This window comes from Nonomuraea indica, from assembly GCF_002850745.1.
In the GTDB taxonomy this organism is placed as follows: domain Bacteria; phylum Actinomycetota; class Actinomycetes; order Streptosporangiales; family Streptosporangiaceae; genus Nonomuraea; species Nonomuraea indica.
Map to the genome: position 1 here is coordinate 276,915 of NZ_PJOK01000049.1, position 12,646 is coordinate 289,560.

At 73.1% G+C, this 12,646-nt stretch carries 10 protein-coding genes and 1 tRNA gene; 4 read left to right on the forward strand and 7 right to left on the reverse strand.

Features of this window, described 5'->3' with window-relative positions; genetic code table 11:
- Positions 1-7 precede the first annotated feature (7 nt).
- Both CXR44_RS36190 and CXR44_RS36195 read left to right on the forward strand, forming a co-directional pair.
- On the forward strand, positions 8-1,519 hold the full coding sequence (locus CXR44_RS36190) for an ABC transporter ATP-binding protein (protein ID WP_245899862.1): 1,512 nt from the start codon (positions 8-10) through the stop codon (positions 1,517-1,519).
- Positions 1,509-4,139 carry a class I SAM-dependent methyltransferase gene (locus CXR44_RS36195; protein ID WP_101790640.1) on the forward strand — a complete coding sequence of 877 codons (2,631 nt, stop codon included), beginning with the start codon at positions 1,509-1,511 and terminating at the stop codon, positions 4,137-4,139. The genes CXR44_RS36190 and CXR44_RS36195 overlap by 11 nt, the downstream gene beginning before the upstream one ends.
- Before the next feature lie 73 nt (positions 4,140-4,212).
- Here the strand turns inward: CXR44_RS36195 and CXR44_RS36200 are convergent, their stop codons facing one another.
- The 3 genes from CXR44_RS36200 to CXR44_RS36210 all read right to left on the reverse strand — a co-directional run bounded on the left by CXR44_RS36200 (position 4,213) and on the right by CXR44_RS36210 (position 7,989).
- Complete coding sequence (locus tag CXR44_RS36200) at positions 4,213-5,136, reverse strand: NAD(P)/FAD-dependent oxidoreductase (protein ID WP_101790641.1); 924 nt, start codon at positions 5,134-5,136, stop codon at positions 4,213-4,215.
- Positions 5,136-5,876 carry a class I SAM-dependent methyltransferase gene (locus CXR44_RS36205; protein WP_101790642.1) on the reverse strand — a complete coding sequence of 247 codons (741 nt, stop codon included), beginning with the start codon at positions 5,874-5,876 and terminating at the stop codon, positions 5,136-5,138. The genes CXR44_RS36200 and CXR44_RS36205 overlap by 1 nt, the downstream gene beginning before the upstream one ends.
- Positions 5,877-6,075: 199 nt before the next feature.
- Entirely contained in the window at positions 6,076-7,989 is a 1,914-nt protein-coding gene (locus tag CXR44_RS36210; RefSeq protein WP_219602214.1) for a heavy metal translocating P-type ATPase, read from the reverse strand.
- Positions 7,990-8,139: 150 nt separating this feature from the next.
- Between CXR44_RS36210 and CXR44_RS36215 the strand changes: the two genes are divergently transcribed.
- Positions 8,140-8,514, forward strand: a complete 375-nt coding sequence (locus tag CXR44_RS36215) for an ArsR/SmtB family transcription factor (RefSeq protein ID WP_101790697.1) — start codon at positions 8,140-8,142, stop codon at positions 8,512-8,514.
- A gap of 238 nt (positions 8,515-8,752) precedes the next feature.
- Here CXR44_RS36215 and CXR44_RS36220 read toward each other — a convergent pair whose 3' ends face one another.
- On the reverse strand, positions 8,753-9,169 hold the full coding sequence (locus CXR44_RS36220) for an NUDIX domain-containing protein (RefSeq protein WP_101790644.1): 417 nt from the start codon (positions 9,167-9,169) through the stop codon (positions 8,753-8,755).
- Between the two features lie 278 nt (positions 9,170-9,447).
- Between CXR44_RS36220 and CXR44_RS36225 the strand changes: the two genes are divergently transcribed.
- Positions 9,448-9,723: a transposase gene (locus CXR44_RS36225; protein WP_101790645.1), complete on the forward strand. Its 276-nt coding sequence runs from the start codon at positions 9,448-9,450 to the stop codon at positions 9,721-9,723.
- Between the two features lie 175 nt (positions 9,724-9,898).
- Here the strand turns inward: CXR44_RS36225 and CXR44_RS36235 are convergent.
- The 3 genes from CXR44_RS36235 to CXR44_RS36250 all read right to left on the reverse strand — a co-directional run bounded on the left by CXR44_RS36235 (position 9,899) and on the right by CXR44_RS36250 (position 12,488).
- Positions 9,899-9,972, reverse strand: a tRNA-Thr gene (locus CXR44_RS36235).
- A 367-nt stretch (positions 9,973-10,339) separates the two neighbouring features.
- Positions 10,340-11,182, reverse strand: a complete 843-nt coding sequence (locus CXR44_RS36245) for a PSP1 domain-containing protein (RefSeq protein ID WP_101790698.1) — start codon at positions 11,180-11,182, stop codon at positions 10,340-10,342.
- A gap of 133 nt (positions 11,183-11,315) precedes the next feature.
- Positions 11,316-12,488 (reverse strand): DNA polymerase III subunit delta', encoded by a 1,173-nt coding sequence (locus CXR44_RS36250; RefSeq protein ID WP_101790647.1) that lies wholly within the window; start codon positions 12,486-12,488, stop codon positions 11,316-11,318.
- Positions 12,489-12,646 lie beyond the last annotated feature (158 nt).

The following is a 12,646-nucleotide window of genomic DNA, read 5'->3' on the forward strand; positions in this document are numbered from 1 at the left end:
GCGCGGGTTGACGGTTCGCGGGCTGACCGTGGCCGACAGCACGGGGACGGCGATCGTGGACGGGCTGGACCTGCGGATCGCCCCCGGTGAGGTGGTGGCCCTGGTGGGTCCCTCCGGGGCCGGCAAGACGACGGTGCTGCGAGCCGTACTCGGCGCCCTGCAGGAAGGGCTCTCCCGCACCGCGGGCCGGGTCGAGTGGCACGGCAGCCCGGTGCGCGCACCGCGTCGCTGGCGGCGGCGGAACGTGGGCTTCCTCGGGCAGGACCCGGCGTCCGCACTGCATCCCCTGCTGGACGCGCGGGCCGCGGTGGAGGAGGCGCTGCCCGGAGCCGCGCGCCGGGCCGGCGCCGCGGAGCGGGCACTGGCCGGCGTCGGCCTCGATCCGGCCGACATCGGCCGGCGCCGGCCGCACCAGCTTTCGGGCGGGCAGGCGCAACGTGTCGCGCTGGCCCGCGCCCTGGCCGCGAACCCGGAACTGCTCGTCCTGGACGAGCCCACCAGCGCCCTGGACGGCGCCGCGCTCGATCTCGCGCTGGAGCTGGTACGCCGCCGTCGCGGTGACGGTCGCTCGCTGACGCTCCTCGTCTCGCACGACATGGGGGTGGTGTCGGAACTGGCCGACCATGTCGTCCGGCTCGGCGTCCGCCCCCGGGACAGGCAGGACCGCGGACGCAACGGTGCGACAGGCCGGAGGCCGGGGGGCGCGCCCGTTCCGGTGGCCCGAGCGCGAGACGCCGGGCGTCCCCCGAACATCGACTCCGCTCCACCGCCGGAAGAGCCGGGCGTCGTCCGGCCGAGCGGGGCGGCGCTGGCGGTGCGCGGGCTCGCCGTCGCCCAGCCGCCCGGTGGCGCGCCGCTGCTGGCGGGCGTTGATCTGCACCTGGCGCCGGGCGGGTCCGTCGCCGTGCTCGGACCGTCCGGCTGCGGGAAGAGCACCCTGCTGCGGGCCCTCGCCGGGCTGCACCCCGTCGAGTCCGGGAACGTCACCGTGCTGGGTGAGGCGCTGCCCTGGGCGGTGGCCGAGCGGGACCCGGCGGCGCTCCGGGCGCTCGCGCTGGTCGGGCAGGACCCGCTCGACGCGCTGAACCCGGCCCGCAGGGTGGCGACGGCAGTGGCCCGCCCGCTGCGGACGTTGCGGGGGCTCACCCGGTCGGCGGCCCGCGCGGAGGCGCTCCGGCTGCTGGCCGCGGTGGGGCTGGAGCCCGGCCTCGGGCGCCGCTACCCGGGCGCGCTGTCCGGCGGGCAGCGCCGGCGGGTCGCGCTCGCCAGGGCTCTCGCGGGCGGTCCGGCGCTGCTGCTGGCCGACGAGATCACCGCCGCCCTCGACCCCCGGACCGCCGACCTGATCCTCGACCTCATCGACGGCCTGCGCCGGGACACCGGTCTGGCCGTCCTGATGGTGACCCACGACACCGCCGTGGCCGCTCGCGCCGACCGCGTGCTGCACATCGCCGGCCGCCGGCCGCACCCCACCTCTTTCCGCGACGACGAACGGAGGCGTTCCGTTGATGCCCCATGAACCCGTACGCCAGGCTCTGCTCGCCCATCCATGGATCGCCCGCGTCGATCCCGCCGACACCGGCGGGATCGTCATCACGGCCGACCCGGCGGCGCTGGCCGTACGACACGAGCCGGGACGCCCGCCCGTACTCGGCGATCTGGTGGCGGAGCACCTGGAGCACTGGGGAGAGGTCTACGACTGGACCTACCGTTCCGGCCAGGGCGCGCACCCGCCCGACCTCGACCTGTCCGGCTGGCGCGCCACCGACACCGGACAGCCGCTGCCCCCCGAGCACATGGCCGAGTGGGCCGACCGCACCGCCGAACTGGTGCTGCGCTGCGGTCCCACCCGGGTCCTCGAACTGGGCTGCGGGACCGGGATGCTGCTGCACCGCCTGCGCCCCCACCTCAAGGGCTACGTGGGAACCGACATCGCCGAGCACGTCGTGGCCCGGCTGGACGGGCTCGGGCTGCCCGGTGTCAGGGTGGTGCGGGCCGCCGCCCACGAGATCAACGGCGCCGCGGTGCGGGAGGCGCTGGCCGGCCTCGGCGAACGGCCCGACTGCGTGCTGCTCAACTCCGTCACCCAGTGCTTCCCCAGCGTGGAGTACCTCGCGGCCGTGGTACGCGACGCCGTCCACGCGGTCGCCGCCGGCGGTACGGTGATCGTCGGTGACGTACGCCACTCGGGACTCCACGACGAGCACTGCCGCCGGCTCGAACGCGCAGCCGATCCCGGCCTCACCGAGCCCGGAGGCGGGGGCGGCGACGACCGCGCGATCGACGCCGAGCTCGTGCGCCGGGCCGAGCAGCGCGCCGCCGCCGACACCGAGCTGCTGTTCGACCCGGCGACGTTGGCCGCCGTGGCCGCGAGCGCGGGAAGGCCGGTCGCCCTCAGCCTGTTCGCCAAGACGCTCACGGCCGACACGGAGCTGACCCGCTACCGGTTCGACGCCGTGTTGCACGTCGATCCTCCGGCCGGCGCGGTCGCCGCCATGCGCGCGTGGGACACGCTGGGCCCCGACCCGCTGGCCGCCCTGACCCGGCTGGCGCGTCAGGGTGGTCCCTTCCGGGTGGCCGGCATTCCGAACGTCCTCCTCCGGCCCGCCGCCGGGGGCCAGTCGGGCGCGAGCCTCCACGCGGCTCTGGAGGGGACCGAAGGCGTGGTGCTCCTCGATCCCGACGACCCCATGTGCCTGCAGGTCGCGGTTCCGGCCGCGGCCGCGGCCAGGCCCGCCGACGCCCTCGCCGGGACGGGCCGCCCGCACGAGCCGCTGGGCGCGTTCGCCCGGGCCCGGCTCGTCGAGGTGGCGCGCCGGGAGCTCAGACGTGCGGGGCTCCCCGTACCTGAGAGGCTGACGGCTCAGGTCCCGAACGGAGCCGGCCGTGACGCCGTCAGCCTGGCGCGGGACGCCGCGGACGCCGACCGCGCCGGACGTCTCGCCCTCGCCCGCACCGGCAGAACCGGGCAGCCGTCACCCGGCGGGAACACCGGGAGGCAGCCGTCCGGCGGGAACGCCGGGAGGCAGGCGTCCGGTGGTGGCGGCGGCGAGCCGGTGGTGCCCGACTCGGCGCTCGCTCATCTGCCGGACGCGATCCGGCGGTTCGACGAGATCGCCCTGCGGGCGCTGGCCGGACTGGTCGGCGGCGCGATACCGCCAGGCACGCCGCGGACCGCCGAGCAGGTCATCGAGGTGCTCGGCGCGGCACCGCGGCACGGATGGATCGTCCGGCGCTGGCTGGAGGTGCTCCGCAGCGAAGGTCTTCTCCGCCGGGACCCCGGCGGACGGTTCGAGCCCGCCGTCGAGGCGGTGCCGGAGAACGCCCTCGCCGCCGGACCCGAACTGGACCACGCCTGTGCCGCACTCGGCTACCCGGACGACATGGCGGTCTTCTTCCGTACGGCCCTCGCACGCCTGCCCGAACTGCTGCGGGACGAGATCATGGCGCAGGCGCTCCTGTTCCCCGACGGAGATCTGCTCACCTCGCTGAGCAAGGACCAGAACAACGTGAGCAACACCTACCTGAACGCCGCCCTGGGCCACGTCCTGGCCCGCGGGGCGGCCACCCGCGCGGCGCCGCTGCGGGTCGTCGAGCTCGGCGGGGGCGCGGGGGGCAGCACGGCCGCCGCCCTGGAAGGGCTCGGCGACGCCGAAGTGGACTACCTGTTCACCGACGTGTCCAGGTTCTTCACGATGGCCGCCAAGGAGCGGTTCGGGGACCGGCTCCGCTACGCCTTGCTCGACATCAACGCCGACCTCGTGGCGCAGGGAGCCGTCCGTGGCGGCGCGGATCTCGTGATCGCCGCCAACGTGCTGCACTGCGCGCGGCACGCGGGACGGTCCCTGCGCTGGATCCGCGAGCTGCTGGCCCCCGGCGGCCTCGTCGTCGTGACAGAGGCCGTCCGCGAGCACTATCTGGTGCTCGCCACCATGCAGTTCCTGATGTCCCCCAGGGACGGTGAGCCGGATCTGGGCGCCGGCGACCGCCGCGGCGGCACAGGCCGAGTGTTCCTCACCGGCAGGGAGCTCCCCGCTGAACTCGGCGAGGCGGGCCTGCGGCCGATCCTGGAACTGCCCCGGGGCGACTCCCCGCTGGCCGCGCCGGCTCAGCACCTGTTGGTCGCGGCCAGGCTCTGACCGGGCCGCACGGTCACCGCTCCTCGCCCACCGGCGGCCCCCGCGACGGGGACGCCGGTCGGCGAGGCGTCGTTCAGCCCAGCGTCACCGGCAGTCCGGCGCGGAACAGCTCCTGCTCCAGCCAGACCGCGGCCCGCACCCCGTCGGCCGCGCTCGGCCCCACCAGCGTCACCGGCTCCGGCACCGCCTTCAGGTGGGCCGCGTCCCCTGCCGCGTACACACCGGCCACGCTGGTCCGGCCGTACTCGTCGACCTCGACACAGCCGTCCGGCAGCAACGCACAGCCCAGCAGGACGGCCGGCTCCGTGTTCGGCCGCGTGGGCGCCCGGTGGTAGACGGCCTCCCGTGCCAGCGAGGTGCCGTCCGCGAAGTGCAGGGTCAGCGCGTCCAGCTCACCCTCGACGCGGGCCAGTGGCGTCTCGATCACCCGGATGTCGCGGGCCTTCAAGACGGCGGCCACCGGTTCCGGCATGGTGCTGGGGCCGTTCGAGCACAGCACCACGTCGTCGCTGTAGCGGTCGGCGACGTAGGCGGCGAGCATCGCGTCGGTCCCGTTGCCGATGACGGCCAGCACCTTCCCGTTGGTCTCGTAACCATGGCAGAACGGGCAGTGGTACACGCTCCGGCCCCAACGCTCCGCCAGCCCCGGAACGTCGGCGGGCACGTCCACCACCCCGCTCGCCAGCAGCAACCGGGACGCCTCCACCCGATCGCCCCCGTCCAGCGTCAGCGCGAAGCCGCCGGACGCGCCCTCCGCGGAGACCACGCGCCCCTTTCTGAACTCGACCGTCGGGTAGGCGGCCAGCTCGGCACGGCCGTCGGCCAGCAGGCGCGCGGGCGAGCCGCCGTCCCGGCCGAGGTACATGTGCATCTCGGCGGCCGGCGCGTTGCGGGGCCGGCCCGCGTCCACCACCAGGACGCGGCGACGCTGCCGTCCCAGCACCAGCGCGGCGCTGAGCCCGGCGGGCCCACCACCGACCACGATCACCTCGTACATCACACGTCCTCCCTGCCGATGAGATACATGCCGAGCTCCGCGGGGCCGGTGCGGTCCAGGCCGAGACCGTGCGCGCCGAGCTCCTCCCTGAGCCGCTGCTCGCTGAGGACCCACCAGGCGTAGCCGACCTCCAGCTCGCCGACGAGCCGCCCGTCGTGATACGTGCGGTAGGTCATGTGCCAGGCGATCCGGTCACGACCGGCCGGTTCGGCCCGGCCCCACCCCTCGTATCTGCGCCGTCCCACCCGCACATCGGCGAACCGGGACTCCGGCACCGCCACCGGCTCGCCGGGCGGTTGCAGGTTCAGCACCGCCCGGCCGCCGGGTAGCAGCCGGTCCGCCAGGAGCGCCCAGATGCTGTGCCGCTCGTCCGGCCCGAAGTGGCCGATGACGTTCATCGCGACGACCGCGCCCAGCCGTTCTGGCAGGGCCGCGTCGAGGATGCCCTCAGGGAGCACGGTCACCCGGTCACGGAGTCCCGGATCGTCGTTCACCCTGGCGAGCAGCACGGACCGCAGCGCGGGCGACGGTTCGACGGCCACGATCCGCGCATCAGCCGTCGACCGGGCGATGACGCGGGTGCCGAGCCCGCCCCCGGCTCCCACGTCCACGATCGGACCGGGGTTCCCGCTCAGTGCGTCCGCGAGCGGGGGGCCCAGAGCGGCCCAGTGTGGCGCGATCATCACGTCGACGAACTCCGCTGACCGCTCGTACGGGTCGGCCACTCCCTCAACCCCCATGAATTGATAATCATTACCATTTCGGACCTTAGTGATCGGCTGGAGCGGTCGTCAAGGGACGGCAAACGATCGCCTGTGTGCCGTGTCGGCGCGCCCGGCGCGCCGACTCATCGGACGGCGGCCCGGCACCACCCCGGCTCACCGGACGGCGGCCCAGCACGCGCCGGCTCACCGGACGGTGCCCCGGCACCACCCCGGCTCACCGGACGGCGTCCGCGCCGGCGCGGCGCCAGGCCGCCTCGCGCAGCAGGCGCAGGCCGTTGAGGCCGACGATGACGGTGGAGCCTTCGTGCCCGGCGACGCCCAACGGCAGCGGCAGGTGCCCGACCAGGTCCCACACGACGAGAACGGAGATGAAGGTGGCGGCGATGGCGAGGTTCTGCACGACCAGGCGGCGGGCGTGGCGCGACAGGGTGATCGCGGTGGGGATGGCGGCCAGTTCGTCACGCACGATGACCGCGTCCGCGGTCTCCAGGGCCAGGTCGGACCCGGCCCGGCCCATGGCGATGCCGGTGTGGGCGGCGGCCAGGGCGGGGGCGTCGTTCACCCCGTCGCCGACCACCAGCACCCGGCGTCCGGCGCCTTCCAGCTCCCGGACGGCTGCCACCTTGTCCTGCGGCAGCAGGCCGGCGCGCACGTCGGCGATACCGACCTGGTCGGCCAGGCGCGCGGTGGCACGGGGGTTGTCGCCGGTGATCAGCACGGGAGCCGCTCCGGTCAGCCTGGTCAGGGCGGCCACGGCGCCGGCGGCGTCGGGACGCTGCCGGTCGGCGACGGCCAGCACCCCGGCGGCTCGGCCGTCCACCGTGACCACGACCGCGGTGCGCCCCTCGGCCTCCAGCTCGGCGGCCACGGCCGTGGCTTCGGCGGCCTCGTGGCCGGACACGCCGGCCAGCAGCCGAGCGGGGTTGCCCACCGCGACCGCGCGGCCCCGCACGAACGCGGTGACGCCCTGACCGGGCGTGGAGACGAAGTCGTCGGCGCTGCCGGCCGGAGCCAGGCCGCGCGTGCGAGCGGCCTCGACGACGGCCCTGGCCAGGGGGTGCTCGCTGGGGTGCTCGGCAGCCGCCGCCAGACCCAGGAGCTCGTCGGCGTCCAGGCCGGACCCCGCCAGGGGGCGTACGTCGGTCAGGCGCGGGGTGCCCTCCGTCAGGGTGCCGGTCTTGTCCAGGGCCACCGCGTCGACCTGCCCGAGGCGTTCCATCACCACGGCGGACTTGACCAGGACGCCGTGGCGTCCGGCGTTGGCCATCGCCGACAGCAGCGGCGGCATGGTGGCCAGCACCACCGCGCATGGCGACGCCACGATCATGAAGGTCATCGCCCGCAGCAGGGTCTCCGTCAAGTCGGCGCCGAAAGCCAGCGGGACGGCGAACACGGCCAGCGTGGCGATGACGACGCCGACCGAGTAGCGCTGTTCGATCTTCTCGATGAACAACTGCGTGGGGGCCTTGGTGGCCGAGGCCTCCTCGACCATGGCGACGATGCGGGCGATCACCGTGTCGGCGGCCTCGCGTTCCACCCGAACCCGCAGCGCGCCGGTGCCGTTCAGGGTGCCGGCGAACACCTCGTCACCCGCCTGCTTGACCGCGGGCAGGGGTTCTCCCGTGATGGTGGCCTGGTCGACGTCGCTGCTTCCGTGCACGACGCGCCCGTCGGCGCCGACCCGCTCGCCGGGCCGGATCAGGATGACATCGCCGATCTCCAGATCGGTGGTGTCCACCCGCTCCTCACGGCCGTCGGCGTGCAGCCGGGTGGCGGTGGGCGGGGCCAGATCCAGCAGACCGCGCACCGAATCGGCGGTGCGTTTGGTGGCCAGCGCCTCCAGCGCGCCGGAGACGGCGAAGATGACGATCAGAAGCGCGCCGTCGAAGACCTGCCCGATCGCCGCGGCGCCGATCGCGGCGACGACCATCAGCAGGTCCACATCCAGCGTCCGCTCACGCAGCGCCTTGAGCCCGGTGACACCGGGCTCCCACCCGCCTGCGGCGTAACAGGCCAGGTACAGGCCCCACCACAGCCACGGCGGCGCCCCGGCCAGCTGTGTGACGCCTCCGGCGGCGAACAACGCGGTCGCCACGCCCGCCCAGCGCATCTCGAGCAACGACCACATTCCCGACCGCCACGACGCGACGACCCGGCCGGGCGCCGCACCCCGTACCGCACCGACGGCTGGAGCTCTCAGTTCTGTTGTCACCATCGCATCGTATGTGCGCATACACGCAGATACACAACCAGGCAGGTCGTGGGTATGCTGAGGCACATGCACACGTCGCTGCCGGACTTCGACATGCCGAACGAAGAGCAGGTGCACCTGGCCGCCGAATCCTTCCGGCTGCTGTCCGACCCCACCCGCATCAAGATCCTGTGGGCGCTGCTGCAGGGCGAGTCCAACGTCGCCTGCCTGGCCGAACTCGCCGACGCCGCCCCCACCGCGGTCAGCCAGCACCTGGCCAAACTGCGCCTGGCCGGCCTGGTCAAGGGCCGCCGCGAAGGCACCTTCGTCTACTACAGCGCCGCCGACGACCACGTCCGCCGCCTGCTGACCCAGGGCCTCTACCACGCCGACCACATCGACCGCGACGACCCGAACCACTCACCCGACCAGACCACCCTCGCCAAGCCCGCCACACAGTAGGCCACCCCCGGACACGGACGTGACGGCGGGCACACGGCAGTCCCGCCCCACGATCGAATCCCCCGCGTCCACGACGTGAGCTGGGGAGCCGCCTTGGCATCACCAGCCAAATCGAACAGGCGTTCCCATTTCTTGGAGAGTCCCGACAGCCCCGCTCGACTGTCCACTCACAGAAGACTGCCCAGGTGCGAGTGCGCAGCCTGCCGACGAGCGCGCACCCCCGGCTTCCGGAGCGACGTCACGCGACGAGCACCGCGGTGAGCATCGAGAGATACGACTCATGGGCGAGACGCAGGCTGTCAAGGTCGGACGTCGCGAACCACGCCACAGCGTCGTGCTCGTCCGGCGCGGCGTTGACGGGTGTTCCGGTCCACCTGTCGACCAACCAGATCTGCATGTCGAACGTCGCGGTCCGGATCTCATGCATCGGCGGGCTGGACGGCTCCGATACCGTGATCCCCAACTCCTCCCGAAGCTCGCGGACAAGGCTCTCCTTCGGATCCTCCCCCTCCTCGACATGACCGCCCGGCAGGTCCCACACGTCGGGATACCAACGACGTCCGGCGCTTCGATGACACAGCAACACCCGATCGCCGTCGCGAAGGACGGCCGCCACAATCCGGACCCGACGGGAGTCGTCACCAAAGATCGTCATCGGAGGTTGGCGGTGTCAGCCGGGGCGCGGGGCGCGGTCGATCTTCGCAGCCCGCGAGTACCAGAGCCAGAACGAGCCAGATCATCACCTGTCGCGGCATGAACCGAGATCCTAGGGCGTATCGGTGTTTGTGCTGCCGTCTGGTGTAGATGATCTGTGTGGATGAGGAGCGTCTGAAGCGTCATGATCTAGTGGGCGCGGCTGCAGCCGCTGCTGCCGGTGAGCACAGGCTGGGGTGCGCGGTGGAATGAGCATCGCACGGTGATCGACAGGATTTTCTGGCGGCTCGGACGGGCAGTCCGTGGTGCGACCTGCCGGCCTGTTATGGCAGGTGGAAGACGATCTATAACCGGCATCGCCGCTGGTCGCTGGATGGTATGGGGGAGCGGATCCTGGACGGGCTGCGTGCGGGGTGTGATGAGGCTGAGGGTGGGGACTGGACGGTCAGCGTCGATTCGACAGTGGTGCGCGCTCATCAGCACGCGGCCGGCGCTCGGCATGCTCCGGCCAAAGATGCACCGTCAAAGGGGGCTGGAAAGATCACGAACGAGTAACGTCGGGGCGTCGGCCACGCCGACCCTGCGATCACCCTGCGCGTCTACGCCCACGTGATCCGCTCGGCGGAGACGGCTGCCGCCGACATCTTCGCCCGGACCGTCGACGACTCCTGTTGGCAAGGGTGTTAGCGAAGGCCCCCCGCGTGATCTCGCGGGGGGCCTTTGACCTGGGAGCCGCCTTGGGGATTCGAACCCCAGACCCCTTCATTACGAGTGAAGTGCTCTGGCCGACTGAGCTAAGGCGGCGTGCCGTACGGCTTGAAGAAGTCTACAGGAGCCCGAGGGGTCTTCGCTCCCGCCAGGTCGCATCGGGACGGAACGGGCTGCCGGCCGTGGCCGACGGCCCCGCGGGTCCTGTCGCCGCGGGGTCCGAGCGCCGTGGTCAGGAGGGCGGGACCCTGGCCCGGCTCGTCCACCACGCCTGAGTCCAGGACCGACATGGTGAAGGTCATGTCGGTCCTGGCGGCCTGGTGGCCCAGGTGACGGTAGGTCTCGGGTCAAGGATGGGGTAGCCCTGGCCGGCCTCTCCCAGGTCGAGTTGCCTTTAGGGGTCGGCGGTGACGCCGGTGATCGCCGTGAGGACGTGCCTCGGTTCCCGATCGGCGGCGAGCTGCTACGCGGGGGGTGGCGGGTCGCCGTCCGGCGCGTACATCGCGTCGTGCTGCCGCCGCGGCGAGCAGACCGACGCGGAGGGGCAGGCGCAGCGCCGGCCGCCGTCGTCCAGGCGGACCGTGACCGTGTCGGCGGGCACGTTGTGCCCGAGGACGCTGCCCTCGCCCTGCGGCGTGCTCACCCTGCTGCCCACGCGGGGCATCCGCCGGCGGGTCTCCATGTACAGCGGATGCTCGTACTTCAGGCAGCACATGAGTCGCCCGCACGCCCCGGCGATGCGCAGCGGGTTGACCGGGAGATCCTGGTCCTTGGCCATGCGCACCGAGACGGGCTCGAAGTCCTTGAGGAACGTGGCGCAGCACAGATCACGCCCGCACGGGCCGATGCCGCCCTGCAGCCGGGCCTCGTCGCGCGGGCCGATCTGCCGTAGTTCCACCCTGGCCCGCAGATTGCGCGCCAGGTCACGGACGAGGGCGCGGAAGTCGACCCGGTGCGGGGCCGAGAAGTAGACCGTGTAGACGTTGTCCTGGTCAAGGTAGTCGACGCCGACGACCTTCATGGGCAGGTCGTGCCGTTTGATCAGGCGTTTCGACACACTGCGGGCCTCGGCGCGGCGCCGTTTGTTGGTCTCGTCCCGGGTGAGGTGCTCCTCCCCCGCGAGGCCGGCGCACACCGGCAGCCCGTCGATGTCCTCGCTCGTGTACTGCGGCGCCCACACGCACTCGGCGACCTCCGGCCCGGCGTCGGTGGGCACCAGCACCTTGTCGCCGACCTTGGGGCTGTGACCGCCCGGGTCGAGATAGTAGAGCCTCCCGTAGCGGGTGAAGCTGACAGCCATGATCATGCCCATGGGCTGGCGCTCGCCTCCTGACGGCCTCGGGGGTTCGTACGGCCTTCCGCTGCCACATTACGTGCGCGGACGCGGCGATGGTGAGATCCGTCACCGCTTTCCGCCGCCTACCCGGCTCCCGGAGGAGCTATCCGCGCAGGGCGAGCATCATGGCCTCGATGGCGATCTGCGGGTTGACGTTGGCGTCGAGGCGTTCGCGGCATCGCATGATCGCGTCGATCCGGCGCAGCGTCTCCTCCGGCGTGGACGCCCGCGCGATCTGGTCGAGGTCGAAGCGCAGGTCGTCGTTGGCCAGCTCCACCGCCGCGCCGAACTGCATCGCCAGCACGTCACGGTAGAACGACACCAGCTCCAGCAACGCCGCGTCCAGCGAGTCGCGCTTGATGCGGGTGGCGCGGGACTTCTGCCGGTCCTCCAGCTCCTTCAACGCTCCCGCCCCGCCGCGTACCAGGCCGCGGTTGAGGCCCTTGCCCGTGGACCCCTCGCCGTACAGGCGGCGCAGCTCGGCCGTCTCCGACTCGTTGAGCGTGGCCGTCGCCGCCGCGGCCTCCTCCTCGGCTGTCTTCACCAGGCGTTCGGCGGCGGACACGCACTCTCCCACGCCCGTCAGCGACTTGGGGATGGCGAGGACGGCCTCCCTGCGCCGGCGGACGTCCTCGTCCAAGGCGAGGGAACGGGCACGGCTGATGTGGCCCTGAGCGGCGCGGGCGGCGAAGCCGGCCGTCTCCCACGGCACGCTGTCGCGGGTGGCCAGCACATGGGCGACCGCCTCGGTGGACGGCGTGGCGAGGGTGACCAGGCGGCAACGCGACCGAATGGTGATCATGAGGTCGTCGGGGGCCGGGGCGCACAACAGCCACACCGTGCGCGGCGGCGGCTCCTCGATGGCCTTGAGCAGGGCGTTCGCCGCGGACTCGGTGGCCCGATCGGCGTCCTCGAACAGGATGACCCGCCAGCGCCCCTGCGTCGGCGCGCCGGCTGCCCGCAGGATCAGCTCGCGGGTCTGCTTGACGCTGTAGGACAGGCCGGCCGGGCGTACGGTCTCCAGGTCGGGGTGGGAACCGATCAGCACCTGGTGGCACTGGTCGCAGTGACCGCACCCGCCGTCGGGGCACAGCAGCGCCGCAGCGAACGCCCGCGCCGCGTCCTCCCTGCCCGAGCCGGGCGGACCGGTGAACAGCCAGGCGTGCGTCATGCCCGCGCCGCGCCCGCCTGCGATGACCTCCGCGGCGGCGGCCGCCGCACGCGAGAGGACGGCCACGGCCTGCTCCTGCCCGACGAGGTCGGCGAAAACTGTCACGGACAAAGGCTAGTCGCGCCCGCACGCCACCGCGCCACGATGGGCACCCCTGCGCCACGGCCCCACGATGAGCGCCCCTACGCCACGGCCCCACGATGAGCGCCCCTACGCCACGTGGGCGCACTAGCGCCACGTGGGCGCACCTGCGCCACCACCCC